This window comes from Streptomyces lomondensis, assembly GCF_014651035.1.
In the GTDB taxonomy this organism is placed as follows: domain Bacteria; phylum Actinomycetota; class Actinomycetes; order Streptomycetales; family Streptomycetaceae; genus Streptomyces; species Streptomyces lomondensis.
In genome coordinates this window covers 53,134-76,473 of sequence record NZ_BMWC01000005.1, presented here as the reverse complement: position 1 = coordinate 76,473, position 23,340 = coordinate 53,134, and the positions used below count along the sequence as shown (strand labels likewise).

21 protein-coding genes are annotated in these 23,340 nt (G+C 74.1%); 15 read left to right on the top strand and 6 right to left on the bottom strand.

The window, feature by feature from the left end; all coding sequences use genetic code 11:
- Positions 1 to 84: 84 nt before the first annotated feature.
- The 12 genes from IE255_RS18720 to IE255_RS18665 all read left to right on the top strand — a co-directional run bounded on the left by IE255_RS18720 (position 85) and on the right by IE255_RS18665 (position 12,903).
- Entirely contained in the window at positions 85 to 1,047 is a 963-nt protein-coding gene (locus IE255_RS18720) for an NAD-dependent epimerase/dehydratase family protein (RefSeq protein ID WP_190051457.1), read from the top strand.
- 146 nt (positions 1,048 to 1,193) lie between these two features.
- Positions 1,194 to 2,852, top strand: coding sequence for a carbamoyltransferase family protein (locus IE255_RS18715; protein ID WP_190051456.1), 1,659 nt, complete (start codon positions 1,194 to 1,196; stop codon positions 2,850 to 2,852).
- The gene (locus IE255_RS18710) at positions 2,849 to 3,850 is read left to right on the top strand and encodes a glycosyltransferase family 2 protein (protein ID WP_190051455.1); all 1,002 of its coding nucleotides are present in this window, start codon (positions 2,849 to 2,851) and stop codon (positions 3,848 to 3,850) included. The genes IE255_RS18715 and IE255_RS18710 overlap by 4 nt, the downstream gene beginning before the upstream one ends.
- A 14-nt stretch (positions 3,851 to 3,864) precedes the next feature.
- Positions 3,865 to 4,464 carry a D-glycero-alpha-D-manno-heptose-1,7-bisphosphate 7-phosphatase gene (locus IE255_RS18705; RefSeq protein WP_190051829.1) on the top strand — a complete coding sequence of 200 codons (600 nt, stop codon included), beginning with the start codon at positions 3,865 to 3,867 and terminating at the stop codon, positions 4,462 to 4,464.
- Complete coding sequence (locus tag IE255_RS18700; protein WP_190051454.1) at positions 4,461 to 5,453, top strand: glycosyltransferase family 9 protein; 993 nt, start codon at positions 4,461 to 4,463, stop codon at positions 5,451 to 5,453. Before IE255_RS18705 ends, IE255_RS18700 begins: the two co-directional genes overlap by 4 nt.
- Complete coding sequence (locus tag IE255_RS18695; protein ID WP_190051453.1) at positions 5,450 to 6,406, top strand: glycosyltransferase; 957 nt, start codon at positions 5,450 to 5,452, stop codon at positions 6,404 to 6,406. Before IE255_RS18700 ends, IE255_RS18695 begins: the two co-directional genes overlap by 4 nt.
- The gene (locus IE255_RS18690) at positions 6,403 to 7,620 is read left to right on the top strand and encodes a glycosyltransferase (protein WP_190051452.1); all 1,218 of its coding nucleotides are present in this window, start codon (positions 6,403 to 6,405) and stop codon (positions 7,618 to 7,620) included. The genes IE255_RS18695 and IE255_RS18690 overlap by 4 nt, the downstream gene beginning before the upstream one ends.
- Positions 7,620 to 8,222, top strand: a complete 603-nt coding sequence (locus IE255_RS18685) for a D-sedoheptulose-7-phosphate isomerase (RefSeq protein WP_190051451.1) — start codon at positions 7,620 to 7,622, stop codon at positions 8,220 to 8,222. The genes IE255_RS18690 and IE255_RS18685 overlap by 1 nt, the downstream gene beginning before the upstream one ends.
- Position 8,223: 1 nt before the next feature.
- Positions 8,224 to 9,591, top strand: a complete 1,368-nt coding sequence (gene rfaE2, locus IE255_RS18680; protein ID WP_190051450.1) for a D-glycero-beta-D-manno-heptose 1-phosphate adenylyltransferase — start codon at positions 8,224 to 8,226, stop codon at positions 9,589 to 9,591.
- A gap of 491 nt (positions 9,592 to 10,082) precedes the next feature.
- Positions 10,083 to 11,111: a glycosyltransferase family 9 protein gene (locus tag IE255_RS18675; protein ID WP_229906472.1), complete on the top strand. Its 1,029-nt coding sequence runs from the start codon at positions 10,083 to 10,085 to the stop codon at positions 11,109 to 11,111.
- 17 nt (positions 11,112 to 11,128) lie between these two features.
- Complete coding sequence (locus IE255_RS18670) at positions 11,129 to 12,010, top strand: glycosyltransferase family 2 protein (protein ID WP_190051449.1); 882 nt, start codon at positions 11,129 to 11,131, stop codon at positions 12,008 to 12,010.
- Positions 12,007 to 12,903: a glycosyltransferase family 2 protein gene (locus IE255_RS18665; RefSeq protein WP_190051448.1), complete on the top strand. Its 897-nt coding sequence runs from the start codon at positions 12,007 to 12,009 to the stop codon at positions 12,901 to 12,903. Before IE255_RS18670 ends, IE255_RS18665 begins: the two co-directional genes overlap by 4 nt.
- A 55-nt stretch (positions 12,904 to 12,958) precedes the next feature.
- Here IE255_RS18665 and IE255_RS18660 read toward each other — a convergent pair whose 3' ends face one another.
- The 3 genes from IE255_RS18660 to IE255_RS18650 all read right to left on the bottom strand — a co-directional run bounded on the left by IE255_RS18660 (position 12,959) and on the right by IE255_RS18650 (position 15,768).
- Positions 12,959 to 13,279 carry a DUF3040 domain-containing protein gene (locus IE255_RS18660; protein WP_190051447.1) on the bottom strand — a complete coding sequence of 107 codons (321 nt, stop codon included), beginning with the start codon at positions 13,277 to 13,279 and terminating at the stop codon, positions 12,959 to 12,961.
- 85 nt (positions 13,280 to 13,364) lie between these two features.
- A complete protein-coding gene (locus IE255_RS18655) occupies positions 13,365 to 14,273 on the bottom strand; it encodes a polysaccharide pyruvyl transferase family protein (protein ID WP_190051446.1) in 909 nt (302 codons plus the stop codon).
- Positions 14,274 to 14,352: 79 nt separating this feature from the next.
- Positions 14,353 to 15,768: a family 43 glycosylhydrolase gene (locus IE255_RS18650; RefSeq protein ID WP_190051827.1), complete on the bottom strand. Its 1,416-nt coding sequence runs from the start codon at positions 15,766 to 15,768 to the stop codon at positions 14,353 to 14,355.
- A gap of 240 nt (positions 15,769 to 16,008) precedes the next feature.
- Here IE255_RS18650 and IE255_RS18645 point away from each other — a divergent pair, with 240 nt between their 5' ends.
- Positions 16,009 to 17,634: a transposase gene (locus IE255_RS18645; RefSeq protein WP_190051445.1), complete on the top strand. Its 1,626-nt coding sequence runs from the start codon at positions 16,009 to 16,011 to the stop codon at positions 17,632 to 17,634.
- Here the strand turns inward: IE255_RS18645 and IE255_RS18640 are convergent.
- Positions 17,624 to 19,132, bottom strand: coding sequence for a family 43 glycosylhydrolase (locus tag IE255_RS18640; RefSeq protein ID WP_190051444.1), 1,509 nt, complete (start codon positions 19,130 to 19,132; stop codon positions 17,624 to 17,626). The two genes, IE255_RS18645 and IE255_RS18640, sit on opposite strands and share 11 nt — an antisense overlap.
- 203 nt (positions 19,133 to 19,335) lie before the next feature.
- Here IE255_RS18640 and IE255_RS18635 point away from each other — a divergent pair, with 203 nt between their 5' ends.
- Positions 19,336 to 19,923, top strand: coding sequence for a Fur family transcriptional regulator (locus tag IE255_RS18635; protein ID WP_190051443.1), 588 nt, complete (start codon positions 19,336 to 19,338; stop codon positions 19,921 to 19,923).
- Here the strand turns inward: IE255_RS18635 and IE255_RS18630 are convergent.
- Positions 19,810 to 20,622 carry a class I SAM-dependent methyltransferase gene (locus IE255_RS18630; protein WP_190051442.1) on the bottom strand — a complete coding sequence of 271 codons (813 nt, stop codon included), beginning with the start codon at positions 20,620 to 20,622 and terminating at the stop codon, positions 19,810 to 19,812. The genes IE255_RS18635 and IE255_RS18630 overlap by 114 nt on opposite strands.
- Positions 20,623 to 20,687: 65 nt before the next feature.
- A complete protein-coding gene (locus IE255_RS18625) occupies positions 20,688 to 21,722 on the bottom strand; it encodes a LacI family DNA-binding transcriptional regulator (RefSeq protein WP_190051441.1) in 1,035 nt (344 codons plus the stop codon).
- A 313-nt stretch (positions 21,723 to 22,035) separates the two neighbouring features.
- Here IE255_RS18625 and IE255_RS18620 point away from each other — a divergent pair, with 313 nt between their 5' ends.
- Positions 22,036 to 23,337: an ABC transporter substrate-binding protein gene (locus tag IE255_RS18620; protein WP_190051440.1), complete on the top strand. Its 1,302-nt coding sequence runs from the start codon at positions 22,036 to 22,038 to the stop codon at positions 23,335 to 23,337.
- Positions 23,338 to 23,340: the final 3 nt, after the last annotated feature.

Here is a 23,340-nt window from a genome sequence, read left to right as displayed (position 1 = left end):
TATACACGCCGTTCACAGTGTCCCGGCCCCCCCTCTGGTTACTCGCGTCGTCACGCAAGTGAAGGCGAGTGGAGGGAGAGCCGCATGGGTGGGCATGCCTGGCGGCGGGCCCTGGTGACCGGTGGTGCCGGATTCGTGGGGTCCCATCTGTGTGCGCGGCTGCTCGACGCCGGCACGGACGTCGTGTGCCTGGACAACCTGGCCACCGGCTCCCGCGCCAACGTGGCCGAGCTGGAGCAGCGGCCCGGCTTCCGGTTCGTGCGCGGCGACGCCACCGACCCCGCGGTCTGGCGGGCCCTGCCGGGCCGGTACGACCTCGTGCTGCACTTCGCCTGCCCCGCCTCGCCCGCCGACTACCTGCGGCTGCCGCTGGAGACCCTCGACGTGGGCAGTACGGGGACCCGCCTCGCGCTGGAGCGGGCCCGCGCCGACGGTGCCCGCTTCGTCCTGGCCTCCACCTCCGAGGTCTACGGCGACCCGCTGCAGCACCCGCAGTGCGAGGGCTACTGGGGCAACGTCAACCCGGTCGGCCCGCGCAGCGTCTACGACGAGTCCAAGCGCTTCGCCGAGGCCCTGGTCACCGCCCACCGCGGGGTGCACGGCACCGACACCGCCATCGTCCGCATCTTCAACACCTACGGGCCCCGCATGCGCACCGGGGACGGCCGCGCCGTCCCCACCTTCATCGCGCAGGCCCTCGACGGCATGCCCCTGACCGTCGCCGGCGACGGCGGGCAGACCCGCTCGCTGTGCTACGTCGACGACACCGTGGAGGGCGTGCTCGCCCTGGCCGGCTCCGCCGAGGCCGGGCCCGTGAACATCGGCGGCGGCGACGAGATCACCATGCTGGAGCTGGCCCGCCGGATCGTCGAGCTCACCGGCTCCGCCTCCCGCATCCGGTTCGTGGACCGCCCCGTCGACGACCCCGGCCGGCGCCGCCCCGACACCCGGCTGGCCCGGGAACGGCTCGGCTGGCAACCCCGCGTCGGCTGGAGCGAGGGGCTGGAGCGGACCATTGGCTGGTTCTCACGCCTCGTGGCCGCCTGAGTACGGTCACAGTGCGGTGCTTTAGCGCTGCATAAAGTGAAAAATCGGTCCACCGAGCGGTGAGTTGTCTCCAAGTGTTTGAGACAGCCTGCGGTGCGGCACTCGCCGTGACGCCGGAGTACGTCACACAGCTCGGGACGGAGCACATGCGCATCCTTGGTATCAACGCCCTGTTCCACGACCCGGCCGCAGCCCTCGTCGTCGACGGCCACACGGTGGCGGCCGCCGAGGAGGAGCGCTTCAGCCGGCGCAAGCACGGCAAGCGCCCGCTGCCGTTCTCCGCGTGGGAACTGCCCGAGCTGTCCGCCCGCTGGTGCCTGGAGCACGCGGGCCTCAGGCCCGAGGACCTGGACGCCGTCACCTACTCCTTCGACCCGAAGCTCGCCCGGCCCGCCCGCGACATGGGCCTGGACGACCCCTGGGACCCGCTGCGGCTGGAGTACGCCCGCCGCGCCCCCGAGTTCCTCGCCGAGGCCCTGCCCGGCCTCGACCCCGAGCGGGTCGTCTTCGTCCCCCACCATGTCGCCCACGCCGCCTCCGCCGGGCCCGCCTCGCCCCACCCCGACAGCGCCGTGCTCGTCCTCGACGGCCGCGGCGAGGCCGCCTCCCACCTGGCCGGCCGCTACCGCGACGGCAAGCTCGACACCCTCGCCACCCAGGCGCTGCCCGACTCCCTCGGCCTGGTCTACGAGGAGCTCACCGCCCACCTCGGCTTCCTGCGCAGCAGCGACGAGTACAAGGTGATGGCCCTCGCCTCCTACGGCACCCCGCGCTTCCTGCCCGGGCTGCGCCAGTACGTCCACCCCACCGGCCACGGCGGCTTCCGCGCCCACGGCGTCGACTGGGCGTCCTTCGCCCCGCCCCGCGCCCCCGGTGAGGCCTGGACGCAGGACCACGCCGACCTCGCCGCCAGCACCCAGGCCGTCCTGGAGGAGGTCCTGCTGGAACTCGCCGACTGGCTGCACCGCGAGGCGGGCGGCGAGGCCCTGACGATGGCCGGGGGCGTCGCCCTCAACTGCGTCGCCAACTCGAAGATCGCCGCCAAGGGCCCTTACCGGGACGTGTGGGTGCAGCCCGCCGCCGGGGACGCCGGCACCGCCCTCGGCGGCGCCCTGCACCTCGCCGCCACGGAGACCGGGCAGCCCGGCCCCATGCCCGGCGCCGGCCTCGGCCGCGGCTGGAGCGACGACGAACTGCGCGCCCGGCTCGACACCGCCGCGATCCCGTACGAGACGCCCGACGACATCGCCGAGACCGTCGCCGAGGTGCTGGCACAGGACGGCGTCGTCGCCTGGTTCCAGGGCCGCAGCGAGTACGGCCCGCGCGCCCTCGGGCACCGCTCCCTGCTCGCCCACCCCGGCCGCGCCGAAAACCTGGAACGCCTCAACCACGTCAAGGGCCGCGAGGAGTTCCGGCCCGTCGCGCCGATGGTGCTGGCCGACCGCGCCGCCGACCTGTTCTCCGGCGGCCCCCTGCCCAGCCCGTACATGCTGTTCGTGCACGACGTCGCCGAGGAGTGGCGGGAGCGGATCCCGGCCGTCGTGCACGTCGACGGCACCGCCCGCATCCAGACCGTCGAGGAACGGCGGGAACCGCTCGTCGCTCGGATGCTGCGCGCCTTCGAACGGCGCACCGGACTGCCCGTGGTCGTCAACACCAGCCTCAACACCGCCGGGCGGCCCATGGTCGACGACCCGCGCGACGCCCTGGAGTGCTTCGGGTCCGCGCCCGTCGACCTGCTGGCCATCGGGCCGTACGCGGTCCGCCGCGGCCGGGCGTTCGACGCAGGGAGGACCGCCGCATGACCTCGTACGCCGTGGTGATCCCCACCCTCGTGCGGGACACCCTCGCCGACTGCCTCGCGGCGCTCGCCGCCGCGACCGGGCCGCGCCCCGACGAGATCGTCCTCGTCGACGACCGGCCGGACCCCGACCCCGGGAAGCTGGAGCACCCGCTGAGCGTCCTCGGCGATCTGCGGGAGCGCACCACGGTGCTGGGCGGCGGCGGTCGTGGGCCCGCCGCCGCCCGCAACACCGGGCTGCGGGCCGTGACCGCGCCGTGGACCGTGTTCCTCGACGACGACGTCCAGGTGGGGCCCCACTGGGGCGACCAGCTGGCCGAGGACCTCGCCGAGGCGTCCCCCGACGTCGCGGGCGTCCAGGGCGTCATCGCCGTGCCCCTGCCCGGCGAACGCCGCCCCACCGACTGGGAACGCGGCACCGCGGGACTCGCCCGGGCCCACTGGATCACCGCCGACATGGCCTACCGCACCGAGGCCCTCAAGCAGGTCGGCGGCTTCGACGAACGGTTCCGGCGGGCCTTCCGCGAGGACGCCGACCTCGCGCTGCGGATCCTCGACGCGGGCTGGCGCATCCGGCAGGGCCGGCGCACCACCCGCCACCCCGTGCGCCCCGCCGACCGCTGGGTGTCCCTGCGGCAGCAGCGCGGCAACGCCGACGACGCCCTCATGCGGCATCTGCACGGACCCGACTGGTGGGACAAGGCGGTCGCGCCACGCGGCCGGATCCGCGCCCACGCGGCGATCACGACCGCGGGCGTCGCCGCGTGCGCCCTCGCCGCCGCCGGGCGCCCCCGGGCCGCCGCGGCCTGCGCGCTCGGCTGGGCCGCCGGCACCGCCGAGTTCGCCCGGGCCCGCATCGCCCCCGGCCCGCGCACCCGCCAGGAGGTCACGACCATGCTCGCGACCAGCGTGCTCATCCCGCCCGCCGCGACCTGGCACCGGCTGGCCGGCGAATGGCGCCACCGCCATGCCCACGCCTGGCCGGAGGAGGTGGACCGGTGAGCCCGGCGAGCCCGGTGAACCCCGTGAAGGCCGTGCTGTTCGACCGCGACGGCACCCTCGTCGAGGACGTCCCCTACAACGCCGACCCCGACCGCGTACGCCCCGTCGAGGGCGCCCGCGAGGCCCTCGCCCTGCTGCGCGAACGCGGCATCCGCACCGGCGTCGTCACCAACCAGTCCGGAGTCGCGCGCGGCCTGCTCACCGACGCGGACGTGCGGAACGTCAACCACCGCGTCGACGAACTCCTCGGCCCCTTCGACGTGTTCGCCGTCTGCCCGCACGGCCCCGACGACGGCTGCCACTGCCGCAAGCCCGAGCCCGGCATGGTGCTGTGGGCGGCCGGGCGGATCTGCACCGACCCGGGCGACCTCGTCGTCATCGGCGACATCGGCGCCGACGTGGAGGCCGCCCGCCGGGCCGGCGCCCACGGCATCCTCGTCCCCACCGCCCAGACCCGGCCCGAGGAGACCACGGCGGCCGACCACGTCGCCCCCGACCTGCTCACCGCCGTCCGCGCCGTCCTGGACGGGCCGCCGCAGGGCCGCGTCCTCGCCGACGAACGCCCCATCCAGGAGGCCTACACCACCGGCTGGGGGCAGAGGAGGGACGCGTGAAAGCACTCGTCACCCGTCTCGACAGCTTCGGCGACGTCCTGCTCGCCGGACCCGCCGTCCGCGCGGTCGCCGCCCGCGCCGACACCGTCACCCTGCTGTGCGGACCCCGCGGCGCGCCCGCCGCCCGCCTGCTGCCCGGCGTCGACGACATCCTCGTCTGGGACGCCCCCTGGGTCGGCTTCACACCCCCGCCCGTCGGCCGCGGAGAGGTCGAACAGCTCATCGACACCATCGACGCCGACGCCGCGCTGATCCTCACCTCCTTCCACCAGTCCCCGCTGCCCGCCGCCCTGCTGCTGCGCCTGGCCGGCGTCGGCTTCATCGCCGCCGACAGCGAGGACTACCCCGGCTCCCTCCTCGACGTACGCCACCACCGCGCCCCGCACGCCCACGAGGCCGAGGCCGCCCTCGACCTCGCCGAGGCGGCCGGCTTCCCGCCGGCCGACGACCCCCGGCTCCGGGTGCTGCCGCCACCCGCCACCGCCGGGCTCACCGGCCCGGGGCCGTACGTCGTCCTGCACCCCGGCGCCAGCGTCCCCGCCCGCGCCTGGAGCCCGGAGCGCTGTGCCGAGGCCGTGCGCGAACTGGCCGCCGCCGGGCACCGGGTGGTGGTGACCGGCGGCGCGGGGGAGAGCGACCTGACCGCGTACGTCGCGGGCGAGCACGCCCTCGACCTCGGCGGCCGTACCGGCGCGGCGGAACTGTCCGGCGTCCTCGCGGGCGCCGACGCCGTCGTCACCGGCAACACCGGACCCGCCCACCTCGCCGCCGCCGTCGGCACCCCGGTCGTCTCCCTGTTCGCGCCGGTCGTGCCCGCCGGGCGCTGGCGGCCGTACGGCGTGCCGTACGTGCTGCTCGGCGACCAGGACGCCCCGTGCGCCGGCAGCAGGGCGCGGGAGTGCCCCGTGCCGGGCCATCCCTGCCTGGACACCGTCACCGCGCACGACGTGGTGACCGCCGTCGAGAAGCTGATGGGGGAGGCGGCATGAGGATCCTGCTCTGGCACGTGCACGGGTCGTGGACCACGGCCTTCGTGCAGGGCCCGCACACCTACCTCGTCCCCGTCACCCCCGACCGCGGCCCCGACGGCCTCGGCCGCGCCCGCACCTGGGACTGGCCCGACTCCGTCGTCGAGGTCCCGCCGGAGCGGCTGCGCGACGAGGAGATCGACGTCGTCGTGCTGCAACGCCCGCACGAACTCGCCCTGGTCGACCGGTGGCTGGGCCGCCGCCCGCCACTGGTGTACCTGGAGCACAACGCCCCGCACGGCTCCCCGGGGGTACCCGACACCCGCCACCCCGCCGCCGGCATTCCCGGTGCCACCCTCGTCCACGTCACCCACTTCAACCGGCTGATGTGGGACGCCGGTTCCACACCCAGCACCGTCATCGAGCACGGCATCGTCGACCCCGGCCCGCTGTGGACCGGGGAGCTGGAACGCGCCGCCGTCGCCGTCAACGAGCCCCTGCGGCGCGGCCGCACCACCGGCACCGACCTGCTGCCCGCCTTCGCCGAGGCCGCCCCGCTGGACGTCTTCGGCATGGGCACCGAGGGCCTCGCGGACCGGCTCGGCATCCCCGCCGAACGCTGCCGCAGCCACGAACTCACCCAAGCCGAACTGCACACGGCGATGGCTCGGCGCCGCGTCTACGTCCACCCCGTGCGCTGGACCTCCCTCGGTCTGTCCCTGCTGGAGGCGATGCACCTGGGCATGCCCGTGGTCGCGCTCGCCACCACCGAGGTCACCGAGGCCGTGCCGCCCGGCGCCGGAGTGGTCTCCAACCGGATCGAGGAACTGACCGACGCCGTACGGGACTTCCTGGCCGACCCGCTGCACGCGCGGATGGCCGGCGAGGGAGCGCGGGCGGCGGCGCTCGCCCGCTACGGGCTGTCCCGCTTCCTGGACGACTGGGAGCGGCTGCTGAAGGAGGTGGCCCGATGAGGATCGCCATGGTGTCCGAGCACGCGAGCCCGCTCGCCGCGCTCGGCGGCGTCGACGCCGGCGGCCAGAACGTGTACGTGGCACGCCTGAGCGAGGAACTGGCCCGCCGCGGCCACCACGTCACGGTCTACACCCGCCGCGACGCCGCTGGCCTGCCCGACCGGGTACCGCTGCCCGGCGGCGCCGTCGTCGAGCACGTGCCCGCCGGACCGGCCGCCCCCGTGCCCAAGGACGACCTGTTCCCGCACATGCCCGCCTTCGGCGCCTGGCTGGCCCGGGCCTGGGCCCGCGAGCGGCCGGACGTGGCGCACGCCCACTTCTGGATGTCCGGCATGGCCTCCCGGATCGGCGCCCACCCGCACGGCGTGCCCGTCGTGCAGACCTTCCACGCCCTGGGCACCGTCAAGCGCCGCCACCAGGGCCGGCGCGACACCAGCCCGCCCGAACGGATCGGCATCGAGCGGCAGATCGGCCGCGGCTGCGCCCGCGTCCTGGCCACCTGCACCGACGAGGTGCACGAACTGGCCGGGATGGGCGTGCCCCGCTCGCAGGTCTCCGTGGTGCCCTGCGGGGTCGACGCCGGGCACTTCCGGCCCGGGGTGCCGCCCGACGGCGTCCCGGCCCGCCGCGCGCCGCACCGGCTGCTCGCCTGCGGCCGGCTCGTCCCGCGCAAGGGCTACGACCAGGCCGTCCGGGCCCTGGCCCGCGTCCCCGACGCCGAACTCCTGATCGCGGGCGGCCCCGCGGCCGGCCTGCTGGACGACGACCCGGAGGCGCGGCGGCTGCGCCGCCTCGCGGAACGCACCGGCGTGGCCGACCGGGTACGGCTGCTCGGCGCGGTCGACCCGGCCGCCATGCCCGCCCTGATCGGCAGCGCGGATCTGGTGCTGTGCACCCCGGTCTACGAGCCGTTCGGGATCGTGCCGCTGGAGGCCATGGCCTGCGGTGTGCCCGTCGTCGCCACCGACGTCGGCGGCCACCGCGACAGCGTCGCCGACGGCGCCACGGGCCGGCTCGTCCCGCCGCAGGACCCCGAGTCGGTCGCCGCCGCCGTACGCGAACTCCTCGCCGACGACGCGCTGCGCCGCCGCTACGGCACCGCCGGGCGCGAACGCGTCCTCACCCACTACACCTGGCGGCGCGTCGCCGACGGCGTCGAGCAGGTCCACCGGCAGGTCCTCGCCGGACACGCACAGCAGAAGGAGGTGGCGTGATGACCGTGCACCCGCCGATCACCGGGCACTGCGACGAACTCCAGGACGCGCTGACCGCGTTCCGCGCCTCGGCACACATCACCGAACGGTGGGGCGAGCACCTGGCGGCCGTCCTCACCGGCGGCGGCCGGCTGCTGGCCGCGGGCAACGGCGGCAGCGCCGCCCAGGCCCAGCACCTGACCGCCGAACTCGTCGGCCGCTACCGCGACGACCGGCCGCCGTTCTCGGCCCTCGCCCTGCACGCCGACACCTCCAGCACGACCGCGATCGCCAACGACTACGGCGTGGACGAGGTGTTCGCCCGCCAGGTCCGCGCCCACGGCCGCCGAGGCGACGTGCTGATGCTGCTGTCCACCAGCGGTGCCAGCGCCAACCTGCTGTCCGCGGCGGACGCCGCCCGGGCGGCCGGGGTGCGCGTGTGGGCCCTCACCGGCTGCGCCCCCAACCCGCTGATAGCGGGCAGCGACGAGTACCTGTGCGTCGAGGCGCCGACGGCGGCGACCGTGCAGGAACTGCACCTGGTCGCGGTGCACATGGTGTGTGCGGCGTTCGACGCGGCAGTGGAACGCGGTGGCCGGCGCGACGGCGACGGCGGGAGGTGACATGAACGGCAAGGCACCGCTGGTCGTGGTCGGTGACGCCCTGCTGGACCGGGACCTGACCGGCCGCGCCGAACGGCTCGCGCCCGACGCGCCCGTGCCGGTCGTCGACGACTGCGGGGAGCGGACCCGGCCCGGCGGCGCCGCCCTCGCCGCGTACCTCGCGGCCCGCGACGGCCGGGACGTCACGCTGGTGGCGGGCGTGGGCGACGACCCCGCCAGCCGTGAACTGCGCCGCCTCCTGGAACCCTGGCTCACCCTCGTCCCGCTGCCCCTGGACGGACCCCTGTCCGAGAAGACCCGGGTCCTCGCGCAGGACCGCCCGGTGGTCCGCCTGGACCGGGGCGCCGGCCGCACCCGCGAGGCCACGGACGCCGCCCGCGAGGCCGTCCGCTCCGCGCCCGCCGTCCTGGTCTCCGACTACGGCCGCGGCGCCGCCGACGCCCTCCGCGACTACCTCGCGGCCCGCCCGCCCCTGGTCTGGGACCCGCACCCGCGCGGCGGTCCGCCCGTGCCGGGCACCCGGCTGGTGACCCCGGCGGAGAAGGAGGCCCACGGCCTCGCCCCACAGGACGGCACGTCACGCCGGGACCTGCGCGCCGCCGCCCACAGCGCCGCCGCCCTGGTACGGCACTGGCGGGCCGCGGCCGTCGCGGTGACCCTCGGCGCACGCGGGGCCCTCCTCTCCTACGGCGAGCACCCGCTGCTCGTCCCCGCGCCCGCCGCGCACCCCGGCGACAGCTGCGGGGCCGGGGACCGGTTCGCCGCCACGGCGGCCGGGCTGCTCGCCGACGGCGTCCTGGTCGCCGAGGCCGTCGAGGGCGCCGTGGCCGCCGCGACCGGCTTCGTCGCGGCGGGCGGGGCGGCGGCGGTACCCAGCGCGGACGCCGAACCGTCGCCCCCGCTGCCCGCCGGCGACGACCCGTGCGCCCTGGCCGCCCGGGTCCGCGCCGCGCACGGCACGGTCGTCGCCGCCGGCGGCTGCTTCGACCTGCTGCACGCCGGCCACGTCGGCCTGCTCCAGGCCGCCCGGCGGCTCGGCGACTGCCTCGTGGTGTGCGTCAACTCCGACGCCTCGGTACGACGCCGCAAGGGCGGCGGCCGCCCGGTCAACCCGCTCGCCGACCGCGTCCGCGTGCTGCGCGCCCTGGCCTGCGTCGACGCGGTCGCCGTCTTCGCCGAGGACACCCCAGAACGCCTCTTGGCCGACCTGCGCCCCGACGTCTGGGTCAAGGGCGGCGACTACGCGGCCGCCGACCTCCCCGAGGCGGCCCTCCTCCAGGAGTGGGGCGGCCAGGCGGTCCTGCTGCCGTACCTCGACGGCTGCTCCTCGACGGCCCTGATGGAAAGGGCGGCGGAGGGAGCGCGGTGACCGGTGACACGAGGAAGCCAGTGCACCCGATGAGCGGGCCCGTGGCGGCAGACGCGGCGGGCCCGGTGCAGGCTGCTGCCATGACACCGGACAGCACATCGAGCACGCGTCGGAACCCAGCGTTGGCCTTGCGCCAGGGCGCGGCGGGTGGCGTGGCGTCGGCTCCGCGCCCGGCCGCGCCGCGGGGTGCGGGATCGGGCGGGGTGCCGGGTGCGGCGTCGGGCGGGGTTCGGGGCGCAGCCATGGCCGCGGCCCCGGACAGGGCAGCGAGCGCGATGCCGAACCCAGCGTGGGCTTCGCGCCCGGGGGCGGCGGGGGGCGCGGGGTCGGGTGTGGCGTCGGGTGGGGTGCGGGGCGCTGCTGCCATGGCCCCGGCCCGGGACAGGCCATCGGCCACGACGCCGAACCCAGCGTCGGCCTCGTCCCCGGACGCGGCGCGATGCATGGTGCCGGGCGCGGCTTCGCACGCGGCGCGGGACGCGGCGCCGGGCATGGCACCGGACGCGGCGCGGGGCACAGCCACGACCACGGCCACGGCCACGACCCCGGGCGTGCCCCCGGCGGGCACCCCCCGCCCCCGTCTCCTCGTCCTGCGCGCCCTGGGGCTCGGTGATCTGCTCGCCGGGGTTCCTGCCCTGCGCGCCCTGCGGCGGGCCTATCCGGGGTACGAACTCGTGCTGGCCGCGCCCGCCGAGCTGGAACCCGTCGCCGCGGCGACGGGGGCTGTGGACCGGCTGTTGCCCGCCGCCGCGCCCGGGCGGGCCGTACCGCGGTCGCTGGACTGGACCGGTCCGCCGCCGGAGGTCGCCGTCGATCTGCACGGCAACGGCCCGCCCAGCCACCGGCTGCTCATGGAGCTGCGCCCGCTGAAGCTGCTCGCCTTCGCCCATCCCGACACGCCGGAGATCGACGGCCCGCCCTGGTACGCGGAGGAACACGAGCGCGACCGCTGGTGCCGCCTGCTCCAGGCGTACGGCATCGCCGCCGACCCCGGCGACCTGCTCCTGCCCCGCCCGGACAGCGCCTCCCCGGCACCCGGCGCGGCCGTGCTGCACCCCGGCGCGGGGTCGCCGGCCCGCTGCTGGCCGGTCGAGCGCTACGCGGCCGTCGCGGCCGGGCTGCGCGCCCGGGGCCTGCGCGTCGTGGTGACCGGCGGCGCCGACGAGGGCGACCTCGTGGCCCGGCTCGTCAAGCAGGCCGGCCTGCCCGACACCGATGTGTTCGGCGGCGGCCTCCCCTTCGGCCGGCTGTCCGCGCTCGTCGCCGACGCGCACGCCGTGATCAGCGGCGACACCGGCATCGCCCACCTCGCCGTCGCCCACGCCACCCGCTCCGTCACGCTCTTCGGCCCGGTCGCCCCGAGCCGCTGGGGCCCGCCGCCCGACCCCCGCCACCGGGCGCTGTGGTACGGCCCGGAGGGCGACCCGCACGGCCGCCGCCCCGACCCCGCGCTGCTGCGCATCACCCCCGACGACGTCCTGCGCGCCGTCGACGAACTGCCCGCCATCCGACACCCGTGAAGGGGACGCCCCGCACGATGACCATCCCGTACCCGGACACGAGCCCCGTCGGCATCGTCATCGCCACCCGCAACCGCTCCGCCACGCTCGCCGGGGCCCTGCGGCACCTCCTGGCCCTGCCGGAACGGCCCGAGATCCTCGTCGCCGACAACGCCTCCACGGACGACACCCGCGCCATGCTGGCCCGCGACTTCCCGCGGGTCCGCGTCCTGGCGCTGCCGTTCAACTACGGTGCTCTCGCCCGGACCTACGGAGCCCGGGTCCTGGACACCCCGTACGTGGCGTTCAGCGACGACGACTCCTGGTGGGCACCCGGCGCCCTGATCACGGCGGCCCGCCTGTTCGAGGCCCACCCGCGGCTCGGCCTCATCTCCGCCCGCACCCTGGTCGGCCCGGCCGCGGACCCCGACCCGCTCAACGAGGTGCTCGCGGACTCGCCCCTCGGCCGGGTCGGCGACCTGCCCGGCACCCAGGTCCTGGGCTTCCTCGCCTGCGCCTCCGTCGTCCGCCGCAGCGCCTACCTGGACGCGGGCGGCTTCCACCGGCTGCTGTTCTTCGGCGGCGAGGAGACCCTCCTCGCCTACGACCTGGCCGCCCGCGGCTGGGGCGTCACCCACTGCCCGGGCGTCGTCGCCCACCACCACCCGGCGCCCGCGCCGCGCTCCGGCCGCTCGGCCGTCCAGCGCCGCAACGAACTCCTCACCGCCTGGCTGCGCCGCCCCGTGCCGTACGCGCTGGCCCGCACCCGCGCCCTCGCGGCCGAGGCCCGGCACGACGGCCACGCCCGGCAGGCCCTGCGCGGGACGCTGGCCCGCCTGCCCGCCGCCCTGCGCGAACGCCGGCCCCTGCCCCCGCACGTGGAGCGGGCCGCGCGCCTGCTGGAGGGAGCGTCCGCGTGACCGACCGCCGTACGACCGTCGTCGTCATCACCCACAACCGGCGCCGGGAACTCCTGCGCACCCTCGACCGCCTCGCCGAACTGCCGGAGAACCCGCCGGTGATCGTCACCGACAACGGCTCCACGGACGGCACCGCCGAGGCCGTCGCCCACCGCCATCCGCAGGTACGGCTGCTGCGGCCCGGCCGCAACCTCGGCGCCGTCGGCCGCAACCTGGCGATCCGGCAGGTCGACACGCCCTACATCGCCTTCTGCGACGACGACTCCTGGTGGGCGCCCGGATCACTGGCCGGAGCCGCCGACCTGCTGGACCGGCATCCGGCGCTGGGCTCGGTCACGGCCCGGATCGTCGTCGAACCCGACGGCACCGACGACCCGATCGTCGAGGAGCTGCGCAACTCGCCCGTCCCCGGGCCGGATTGGCTGCCGGGACCGGCGCTGGGCTCGTTCCTGGCCGCCGCGACCGTACTGCGCACCGGCGCCTTCCGGGCCGCGGGCGGCTTCCATCCGCGGCTGTGGCTGGGCGGCGAGGAGGAGCTGCTCGCCGCGGACCTGGCGGCCGACGGCTGGTGGCTGACGTACGCCGACCACCTGGCGGTGCACCACTTCCCGTCCGCCGCCCGGGACGCCACCCTGCGCCGGACCCACGGCATCCGCAACACCCTGTGGTTCACCTGGCTGCGCCGCCCGGCCGGCCCCGCGCTGCGCCGGACGGTGAACCTGGCCCGTACGGTCCCGCGCGACACCGTGTCCCTGCGCGCCTTCGCCGAGGCGGCGGCCGCCCTCCCCTGGGTGCTGCGCGAACGCCGCGTCCTGCCGCACGAGGTCGAGTCCCGCCTGCGCCTGCTCGAACCGGCCCAGCGGGCCTCGAAGGCCCGCCGCTACACCGGCTGAGGCCCGCCGCTACACCGGCTGACACCCGGGCTGACGTGCCCGGGCAGGTGGGCGCTCAGCCCTCGCACCACCGGCACATCAGCCGGAACACGGCGAACAGGGTCAGCGGCCACACGGCGGCGAACGCCCAGATCACCCCCGGCTCGGAGGTGACGATCCCGGCCACCATCAGGGCGACCGACACCACGAGCAGGATCGCCACGGTCACTCCGCGGGGGCGGTAGGAGGCCATCCGGCCCAGGACCCGGGCGGGGTCGGGGCGGCGGCTCGGCCGCAGGGTGCGCATCCGGCGGTCGAGGCGGCGGTCGCGGCGCAGGGCGCGTTCCATCTCGTCGAGGATGCGCTGTTCGTTCTCGGGGAGTCGGCCGATGGACACGCTCTCTCCTTCCGGGCGGCCGGAGCGCCTCACTCTTCCGGGGGAGGGGGAGACGTGAGAGCGGGTGCCCCGTGAGGCCCGGGAGCTAACCGGGGACGGGCCGCGCCAGTGCCTCGACGAGCCGGTCCGCGCTGTCCGGCACGGAGCCCTCGCGGAACCCGTCGCGGATCTGCCGGGCGGTCACCCGGCCGCCGGTCAGGCACCAGTCCCACCAGCGGTCCAGCTGCCGCACGTCCAGCCGCTCGGCGGGCACCAGCGCGGGCCAGCCGCAGGCACGGGCCTGGGCGCTCATCTTGGCGCCGCCCTCGACCGGGTCGACGGCGAGCACCGGGGTGCCGACCCGCAGCGCGATCACGAGGCCGTGCAGCCGGTCGGTGACGACGAGGTCCAGCCGGGCCAGCACGGACTGGAGCTGCGCGGGCGTGGCGCTCAGATGCCAGTCGTGGGTGTCGAGCCGCGTCTCCAGCTCCAGCCGGGCGCAGTCCTTCCCGCCCAGCCAGCGGGTCACCTCCTCGGCGACCTGCCCGTGCCGCCGCAGCTGCCCGTACTCCTCCTGCCCGTGCGTGAGGATCACCCCGACGACGGGCCGGGCGGGCACCTCGGGGGCGCGGGCCGCCAGGTCCTCCACCGGCTCGCTGTCGGGCGCGTCCCGGGGCAGCACCCGGTGGAAGCCGGTCACGGCCGCACTGGCGGGGTCGATCACCGAGGTGCCGACGGCGATCCGCACGCAGTGCGCGAACCGCCGGTGCAGCTCCTCGACCTGCGGCCCGTGCAGCGGGCCGCACACGAACACCAGGTGGCTGTAGTCCTCGGGCCACAGCCGGTCCAGATGCAGCGCCTCCGGACGGAAGCCGGGACTCCAGGCGATGTCGTAGGGGATGCCGGTCCCCCGCAGTACGTCCTCCACCCGGCGCAGGGCCAGTACGTCCCCGGCGGTCGCCTCCCCGTCCCGGAAGCTGAACCACCCGGTCAGCAGCACCCTGCGCGGTCGCATGTCCTGTCGTGTCTGCACATGCCCTGAGTGCCCGCCCGTCGGGAACGCAATCAGGGCATTACGCGCATTTACCGTGCCGTCACTGGGTGTAGAAGGTGGCGTCCGCCCGGTCGGTGGCCGTGCTCACCGCCTGCACGTTCAGCAGGTACTCCCAGTGGCGGACGTATCGCCCGGGGTAGTTGTACGACTCGTACGACACCCCCGCCGAATCGGCCAGTCCGGCGCGCCGGTGGAAGGTGGCGTCGGCCGCGAACTGCGCGCTGCCGTCGTTGCGCTCCAGCCACACCTCGAAGTTCTTGTGCCGCAGGTAGTAGCCGGGGAAGTTCGCCGACTCCAGCGAGACGGTGCCGCTGCCGGCGAGGCCCGGTACGACGCGGAACTGCGAGTCGGCGAGCTTGGTGACGTTCGCCTCGATCCGGGCCCGGTAGTCCCAGTGCCGGATGTACCGGTCCGGGAAGTTGTACGAGGAGAAGCGCTGCGGGGTGACCCCGTCGGCGACCGGGATGCCGAAGTTCGGGGTGCCGTCGGCGTTCCAGTACACCTTCTGCACGCGGGTGCGGCGGTTGGGGTCGTTGAGCGGGTCGCCGCTGATGTCCTTGTAGTTGCGGTCGTGGTACACGAGGATGTCGCTCTTGCCGTCCTCGGAGACGGTGAAGGAGTTGTGGCCCGGGCCGTACTGGCTGGTCGCGGCGCTGCTGGCGAACACCGGGGTGGCGCTCTTGCTCCAGGAGGCCTGGCTGAGCAGGTTCGCGCTCGCGGAGGCGGTGAGCATGCCGAGGCAGTAGTTGCTGTCGGTGGCGCTCGCGGAGTACGTCATGAACACCTTGCCGCCGCGCTGGATGACGGCCGGGCCCTCGTTGACCTTGTAGCCGACGGTCTCCCAGGAGTAGGTGGGCCGCGACAGCATCACCGGAGTGCCGGTGATCGTCCACGGGTTGGCCATCCTCGCCAGGTAGATGTCGGTGTTGTTGTTCACGGACGGGTCGCGCTGCGCCCAGGCCAGGTAGCGCACGCCGTTCACGACGAACGTGGTGGCGTCCAGGGAGAAGCTCTCCCACTGCGTCTTGATCTGCCCCTTCTCCGTCCAGGCGGCGGTGAGCGGGTTGGCGCCGGTGCCCTCCAGGACGTACATGCGGATCGCCCAGATGTCGTTCGTGGCGCCGGCGGCGAAGTACACGTACCACTTGCCGTCGATGAAGTGGATCTCGGGCGCCCAGATGTGGGCCCCCATCACGCCGCTGGCGTGCTTGGTCCAGATGGTGGTCTCGGGGGCCGTCTTCAGCCCCTGGATGGTGGTCGCCCGGCGCAGCACGATGCGGTCGTACTCGGGGACGGTCGCGGTGAAGTAGTAGTAGCCGTCGGTGTGCTTGAAGATGTGCGGGTCGGCCCGCTTCTCCGCGATCGGGTTGGTGTAGGTGACACCGGGGGAGTCGGGTACGGCGGCCTGGGCGGGCGCGCCCGCGAGGCAGGTCGCGAGGGCGACCAGGACGGCCATGAGGAGCCGTACGGCGTTGCGTCTCAAGGGGGGTCTCCGAAGAGGGTCAGGGGGCTGTGAACAGGTGGCGATTGATGGTTCTTGAGCGTGTTCTGGCGCGTATGAGTGAGTGCTCGGGTCGGCGGCAGGTCAGCTCGCCGTAGGGGAACGGAAGTTCTTGCCTCGAATGTGTGACATTCGCTGGAGGTGGTCGTTGGGTGTGGTGACGGATTTCTGCGACACGGGGCCGGGGGTGGCGGGGTGGGTGGGCTGCGGGAGGTGGCGGCACCGTTCGTGGTGCCCGGCCCCTGCGGGGTCGCGATCCGTACCCGCCTCAAGCACCTCACCGCCGAGGACGAGAAAGTCCTTCGTCTGATCGGTGACCACCTGAGTTCGCTGGCCTCGCGGGATCTGAAGGCGCGGTGCGCGGCGGGGCTGGCGCACGACAGCGATCAGTGGGCGCAGCGCAAGCGGGTCCTGACTGAGGAGTCCTCCTCCCGCTGGGCGGGGTCGATCACGAAGGCCACCCACGACCAGTGGGCACTGGCCCGGCGCGGTCAGCTCGCGCACCTCCAAGGCCTCGAAGCAGGGGTCAGGACGATCACCCACCGGCTGTCCCTGCCCCTGGGGGAGAAAGGCAGCAAGCGTGCTCCGGGTGGTTACGACACCCGTCAGGAGTGGTTTGCCAAGTCCCGCCGTCTGCGCCTGCTCGACGACCGGCTGCGGGCGGCGCGGGCCGAGTGGGAAGCCGGGGTGGTGCGTGTGGTGCGCGGCGGCAAGCGACTGCTGAACACCCGCCACCACCTGGAGCAGGCACAGCTGACCGAACAGCAGTGGCGGACCCGGTGGCAGGCCGTGCGCCGCTTCCTGCAGGCGGACGGGGAGTCCGGCAAACGGTTCGGCAACGAGACCATCCGCGTCACCCCCGACGGCGAAGTCTCGATCAAGCTGCCCGCGCCGCTGGCACACCTGGCCAACGCTGCGCACGGCCGGTACGTCCTCGCCACCCGTGTGGTGTTCGCGCACCGGGGCGAGCAGTGGGCCGACCGTATCCAGGCGAACCGGGCCGTGGCCTACCGCATCCACGAGGACACCGGCCGAAGCCGCTGGTACCTGACCGCCTCCTGGACCATCCCCCCGGTCCGGACCGTGCCGCTGGAGGCGGCCCGGGCGGGCGGCCTGATCGGGGTGGACACCAACGCCGATCACCTGGCCGCCTGGCGCCTCGACACTCACGGCAACCCCGTCGGGGCACCACTGCGCTTCGGCTACGACCTCACCGGCACCACCCAGCACCGCGACGCCCAGATCCGCCACGCCTTGATCCGCCTGCTGCACTTCGCCAAACGCCACGGCCTCGCGATCGCCGTCGAAAACCTCGACTTCGCCGCGGAGAAGACCCGCGAGAAGCACGGCCGCAAGAAGCGGTTCCGCAACCTCATCTGCGGCCTGCCCGCCGGCAGGCTGCGGGCCCGGCTGGTGAGCATGGCGGCCGAACTGGGCATCCCTGTCATCGCGGTCGACCCCGCCTACACCAGCCGGTGGGGCGCCCAGCACTGGCAGAAACCCCTCACCAGCAAGACCCGCAAGACCACGCGCCACGACGCAGCAGCCGTGGCGATCGGAAGGCGCGCCCTGGGACACCCGATCCGGCGACGGACGGCACCGCCCCGCACCCACCAGAGCGATGGGTACGGGCATCGGACCGTCCAGGCCCGACCGGAGGTTCTTGGGCGTGAGGGAACCCGCCCCCGCGTCCCCGGACCACGGACACGATCCGTGCCGCCGGACGCGGCGAGTACGCGGGCGACCAGGACACCCAAGACCGTTCGGGATGTCCGCAGCGACCAGGAATGGGTCCAAGACTCACTCCTGCTCACTGATTAGGAACGGTGGGTACGAGGCGCCACTGCTGGCAGGCGTTGTTCAGCCACGACCACTGGCGTACGTCGGCGCCGTCCGCGGTACCGCAGTTGGCGACGTCGGCGACCTTGCCGGTGGACTCGTTGACGATCCGGACGTGGTCGCCGCCCGTGTAGACCAGCCGGTAGCGCTGGCACTTGTTGTTCAGCCAGGACCACTGCCGCAGGTCGGCCCCGTCGGCGGCGGAGCACTCGGCGGTGTCCAGCACCTTGCCGGTGGCCGCGTTGACCAGCCGGCTGGTGTCGTCGCCGAGGTCCTCGACGCGCCACTTCTGGTTGGCGCCGCCGTTGCAGGTCCACTGCAGGACGTTCGTGCCGTCGGCGCCGCTGCCGCCCGCCACGTCCAGGCACTTGCCGCTGTTGCGGTTGACGAGGGTGTACGCGGCCGGGGTCGCCGCCGTCTCGCCGGACGGGCCGGGGAGCGTGCGGCCGAGCGCGACCGGGGTGCCGAAGTCCGGGGTGCCGTCGGCGTTCCAGGTGAACTTCTGGGCGCGGGTGGTGCGGGCGTTGCCGCAGCCGCCGGTCGCCGAGGAGTTGGCGTGGTAGACGATCCAGTTCTCGGTGCCGTCGGGCGAGGTGAAGAAGCCGTTGTGCCCGGGGCCGTAGACGCCGGCCGCGTCGTCGCGCTGGAAGACCGGGGTCTGCTTCTTCGTCCAGGACGCCGGGTTCAGCGGGTCGGCGCCGGTGAGCTCCAGCAGCCCCAGCTTGTAGTCGGCCGTCTGGCAGGAACTCGCGCTGTAGGTGAGGAAGGTGCGGCCGTTGCGGTAGAGCGGCTCGGGCCCTTCGTTGACCGGCGAGCCCGACCGCTCCCAGCTCAGCGTCGGGCTGGAGATCACGGTGAAGGCGCTGCTCGCGAGGGTGTACGGGTTGCTCATCGGCGCGATGACGAGGCTCTGCGCGCTGCCGTTCACGAAGCCGCTGCCGACGAGGTACAGCCGCCCGTTCGCCTGGAGCACGCTGGCGTCGATCAGCCAGCCGCCCGGAGCCAGGTTCGACCCGGTCAGCGACCCCTTGTAGGTGTAGGGGCCCATCGGGTCGGAGCCGGCGCTCTCCAGCACATGGGTGCGCTGCGAGTCGCAGCAGGCCACGCCGCTCTGGCCGGCGGAGTAGTACAGGTACCAGCGGCCGTTCAGGAAGTGGATCTCCGGCGCCCAGATGTTGGTGTTGCGGGTGGGCGTGGTGTCCGACCACACCTGGACGCTGGGCGCGGTGGCGAGACCGGCCAGGGTCGGGGACTTCCGCATGGTGAGGACGCCGGTGAACGTCGTGGTGATCAGGTAGTAGCTGCCCTCGTGGTAGGTCAGCCAGGGGTCGGCGCCCTTGGCCGACTTGAGCGGGTTGGTGTAGGGGCGCCCGTCCGCCGCGGACGCCGGCTGTGTCGCCGCCACGAGGGCGAGGAGCAGGGCGAGCACGCAGAGGAGCAGGGGTCTGCGGCGCCCGGCCGCAGGGGAAGTGGGAAGCATACGAGCCCCTCTGTCCGTAATTTCGAACGTGGTTCGTGAATTCGGCCATGAATTCGGTCAGAAGATAAGTGGGGCTCTTACCCTCGTCAACGGTTTGGACAGGCGGGACATGCTAGGTGGCCCGGGCCGCTCGTCGACGTGAAAACCATGTTCATCTAGCATGGGGTGCTGACGAACGCGCCGGTCGACCGAGGAGTGCCGTCATGGGCGAAGCGGAGGAGGGCGCCGCCGCGGGGCGCGCCCACACCCCGGGGCTGCGCAGCACCCGGCAGCGCCGGGCCGTGCTCGACGCCCTGGGCCGCTGCCGTGAGTTCGTCTCCGCGCAGGAACTGCACGCCCTGCTGGCCGACTCCGGCAGCACGGTCGGCCTCACCACCGTCTACCGCACCCTGCGCGAACTGGACCGTGCCGGGTTCGTCGACGTCGTACGCGACGAGGGCGGTGAGCGGCTGTATCTGGGGCGGCCGGCCGGCGAGCACCGCCACTACCTCATCTGCCGCCGCTGCGGGCGCAGTCGGCCCGTGGACGCGGAGACCGTCGAGGAGTGGGCGGCCCGGCTCGCCGAGACCACGGGCTTCACCGAACTGGAGCACACCCTCGAACTGACCGGCGTCTGCGGGCCGTGCGGGCGGGAGCCGGCCCCGGCCTCCTGCCCGCCGCCCCGCGCGGCCGGCCGGTCAGCCGGAGAAGCGGGCCGTCCCCACCAGGACCCGTACGTCGAGGTCGGTGACGGCGCCCGCCGTGAGCCGGGCGGAGAACTCGGCGCGCACCCGCTCCACGGCGGCCGGTGACAGCCCGGCGAGCATCCCGCGCGTGCCGCTGCCGATGGCGAGGACCCAGCCCGTCTTTGGGGTCAGCGGGGCGTCGAACCGCCGCCGGACGACCCGGGGTTCGCTCCCGCCGAGGTCCGTCAGCCAGGCCGCGAGGGTGTCGGCCGTGTCGATCCGGGCCAGTTGCTCCCGCTGCGGCCGGTCGGGAAGGTCGCGCTCCGTCAGGACCGCCTCGCGGAGCGCCGACTGCCAGCCGCCGAGCGCGCCCTTCTCCCAGACGGTCACGACGAACCGGCCACCGGGGCGCAGCATGCGCGTCAGCGCGGCCGAGTCCCGGTCCATGTCCGGGAAGAAGAAGACCCCCAGAGCGCACTGCACGACGTCGTAGCCGTCGCCGGGCACGGGCCACGAGGTCACCTCGTGGCGCTGGAAGCGGATGTTCGCCAGGCCCTCCTCCCGCGCCCGGCGCTCACCGATCGCCAGCAGCCCGTCCGCGAGATCCACGGCGTCCACCCGCCCGGCCGGCCCGACGGCCCGCGCGGCCGGCAGCGCCGACGCTCCTGCCCCGCAGCAGGCGTCCAGCACCGACTCCCCCGCGGCCAGGGCGGCCACGCCCGCCGTGGCCTCGCCGACCGGGTCCCACAGCGTCGGCGACCAGCGGTGGAATTCCTCCGCGCCCGCGCTGAAGACGTCTCCCACGGTGTTCTGTCCGGTGGTCATACGGCAGCCCCCTCGTTTTCGGCCGAGTCTAGGCAGGGACGTCCGCCGGGGCGCGCTGATTTCCGTCAGCCCGGCGGCAGTTGGGCCTCCGGCGCGCTCCGCGGCGCGGGAGGCGGGGCGGTCGTGGCCCGGGGGATCACCTGGGTCGGCAGCACGAGGTGCCGCTCGCGGTCCGCGCCCGGGTCGTTGATGAGCGACAGGGCCAGCTCGCCGGCCTCCCGGCCGATCGCCGAGGGCGACTGCGCCACGGTGGTCAGATCGAACCACTGCGCCAGCGGCTGGTCGTCGAAGCCGACCACCGACACCTGCCCGGGCACCTCGATCCGGGTCGCCCGCAGGGTCCAGATCACGCCGACGGCCACCTCGTCCTGCTCGGCGAAGACCGCGGTGGGCGGCTCCCGCAGCCCCAGCAGCCTGCCGACCGCCTCGGCGGCACCCCGCTTGTCGCCCACCGGGGTGGCGACCACCAGATCGTCGTCCAGCGGGATGCCCGCCTCGGTGAGGGCCTGCCGGTAACCGACCAGCCGCTCCTGCGAGCTGAAGGAGAAACCGCCGGTGCCCACCGTCGCCACATAGGCGATCCGGCGGTGGCCGAGGTTGAGCAGATGCCGGGTGCCGAACAGGGCGCCTGCCACGTCGTCCACGTAGACACTCGGGCGTCCGTCGACGTGCTGGCTGACGTAGACGACCGGCATGCCGAGCTTGTCCAGTCGCCTGGTCTCCTGCTCGGTGAGGTCGAAGGAGAACACCAGCAGCGCGTCCGCGTTGCGCCGGGCCGGGAGATGCTCGAAGAAGGCCCTGCGCTCGGCCATGTCCGGGATCACATACACCGTCAGTTCCATGCCGGCCGCCCGCAGGACGAGACCCAGACCCGACAGGGCCGCGCCCACGAACCACGAACCGAGCGTGGGCACCAGCACCGCGACGCTGCCCGTCCTGCCCGTCACCAGGCTCGCCGCATGCCGCGAGGCCGCGAAGTCCAGCTCCCGCGCGGCCTGTTCGACCCGGGCGCGGACCTCCGGCGAGACCGTGGTCAGGCCGCGCAGGGTGCGCGAGACGGTGGACACGGAGACCCCCGCCCGTTCGGCGACGTCAGCCATCGTGGGGTGTCGCTGACCTGGTGGCATGCGCCGGACGCTAGCACAGCAACCCTGCGATCAGCGGGCCTTGGTGACAGCGCTGTCCTCACCTGATTCTTGCCTTCCGCGACGTTGCGACGCATTGACTTCCCGACGGGGCACTCCTAGCGTGCAAACGTTGTCTCGACAGGATCGAAGTCGCCCCGGAGGGACGCCTCTTACCCGCTGTGACCTGTGGTTTTTATCAGCGGAATGCCGTGGCAACGCAATCTCATGACCAAAGCCATTCCGGGGGAACACCCACGACTTCGGTACGTCACGACCAGGAGAGACAGTGAAGAACAGCATCGCCAGAGCGATCCGGTGTTCCGCGACGATCGCCGCCGCCGGGCTCCTCCTCACCGCCTGCGGCTCGTCCGGCGGCAGCGGCTCCGGCTCCGCGCAGGCCGCACCGGCGACGTTCAAGGGCCGCGGCCCCATCACGTACGTCGCGGGCAAGGACACCACCGGCACCGTCCAGACGATCATCAACCGCTGGAACAAGGCCCACCCGAAGGAGAAGGTCACCTTCATCCAGCTGCCCACGGACGCCGACTCGCAGCGCCAGCAGATGATCCAGAACGCGGAGACGAAGTCCGACGCCTACACGGTGCTGGCCACCGATGTCGTGTGGACGTCGGAGTTCGCCGCCCACCAGTGGATCGAGCCGCTGCCCGCGCAGCAGTTCCCGCTCGGCAGGATGCTCCAGCCGGTCGTGGAGACCGGCAAGTACCGCGGCACGCTCTACGCCGTCCCCGCCAGCTCCAACGGCGGCCTGCTGTTCTACCGCACCGACCTGCTGAAGAAGGCCGGCATCACCCAACCCCCCACCACCTGGGCGCAGATGACCGCCGACTGCGCCAAGGTGAAGCAGCTCCCCGAGGCGAAGAACATGTCCTGCTACGCCGGGCAGTTCCAGAAGTACGAGGGCCTCACGGTGAACTTCGCCGAGGCCGTGAACTCCGCGGGCGGCCAGATCACCGACGCGAGCGGCAAGCCGGACGTCGACACCCCGCAGGCGAAGAAGGGCCTCGACTTCCTCGTCAAGTCCTTCAAGGACGGGACGATCCCCAAGGAGGCCATCACCTACCAGGAGGAGGACGGCCGCCAGGCCTTCCAGTCCGGCAAGCTGATCTTCCTCAACAACTGGCCCTACGTGTACTCCCTGGCCCAGAAGAGCGCCATCAAGGGCAAGTTCGCCGTCGCGCCCCTGCCCGGCCTGAACGGCCCCGGCGCCTCCAGCCTCGGCGGAGCCAACCTGGCCCTGTCGTCCTTCGCCAAGAACAAGGCCACGGCCCTGGACTTCATGAAGTTCTTCACCAGCGAGGAGAGCGCCACCTACTTCCTCAAGAACGCCTCCCTCGCCCCGCCCTACGCCAACCTGTACGACAACGCGGCGCTGGACAAGCAGTATCCGTACCTGCCCGACCTGAAGCAGTCCATCACCAAGGCCGTCCCGCGCCCCCGCGTCGTGCAGTACGGCGACGTCACCGCCGCGATCCAGAACGAGGTCTACGCCGCCCTCACCGGCAAGAAGAGCAGCGCCCAGGCGCTCAAGGACCTCCAGGCCGACCTCCAGAAGCTGACGGCCCAGTGAGGG

Bases quoted from the DNA above. Each gene is read 5' to 3' on its own strand.
- IE255_RS18720 (WP_190051457.1), top strand. From the start codon at position 85: ATGGGTGGGCATGCCTGGCGGCGGGCCCTGGTGACCGGTGGTGCCGGA.
- IE255_RS18715 (WP_190051456.1), top strand. From the start codon at position 1,194: ATGCGCATCCTTGGTATCAACGCCCTGTTCCACGACCCGGCCGCAGCC.
- IE255_RS18710 (WP_190051455.1), top strand. From the start codon at position 2,849: ATGACCTCGTACGCCGTGGTGATCCCCACCCTCGTGCGGGACACCCTC.
- IE255_RS18695 (WP_190051453.1), top strand. From the start codon at position 5,450: ATGAGGATCCTGCTCTGGCACGTGCACGGGTCGTGGACCACGGCCTTC.
- IE255_RS18690 (WP_190051452.1), top strand. From the start codon at position 6,403: ATGAGGATCGCCATGGTGTCCGAGCACGCGAGCCCGCTCGCCGCGCTC.
- IE255_RS18685 (WP_190051451.1), top strand. From the start codon at position 7,620: ATGACCGTGCACCCGCCGATCACCGGGCACTGCGACGAACTCCAGGAC.
- rfaE2 (WP_190051450.1), top strand. From the start codon at position 8,224: ATGAACGGCAAGGCACCGCTGGTCGTGGTCGGTGACGCCCTGCTGGAC.
- IE255_RS18675 (WP_229906472.1), top strand. From the start codon at position 10,083: ATGGCACCGGACGCGGCGCGGGGCACAGCCACGACCACGGCCACGGCC.
- IE255_RS18670 (WP_190051449.1), top strand. From the start codon at position 11,129: ATGACCATCCCGTACCCGGACACGAGCCCCGTCGGCATCGTCATCGCC.
- IE255_RS18655 (WP_190051446.1), bottom strand. From the start codon at position 14,273: ATGCGACCGCGCAGGGTGCTGCTGACCGGGTGGTTCAGCTTCCGGGAC.
- IE255_RS18650 (WP_190051827.1), bottom strand. From the start codon at position 15,768: ATGGCCGTCCTGGTCGCCCTCGCGACCTGCCTCGCGGGCGCGCCCGCC.
- IE255_RS18640 (WP_190051444.1), bottom strand. From the start codon at position 19,132: ATGCTTCCCACTTCCCCTGCGGCCGGGCGCCGCAGACCCCTGCTCCTC.
- IE255_RS18635 (WP_190051443.1), top strand. From the start codon at position 19,336: ATGGGCGAAGCGGAGGAGGGCGCCGCCGCGGGGCGCGCCCACACCCCG.
- IE255_RS18630 (WP_190051442.1), bottom strand. From the start codon at position 20,622: ATGACCACCGGACAGAACACCGTGGGAGACGTCTTCAGCGCGGGCGCG.
- IE255_RS18625 (WP_190051441.1), bottom strand. From the start codon at position 21,722: ATGGCTGACGTCGCCGAACGGGCGGGGGTCTCCGTGTCCACCGTCTCG.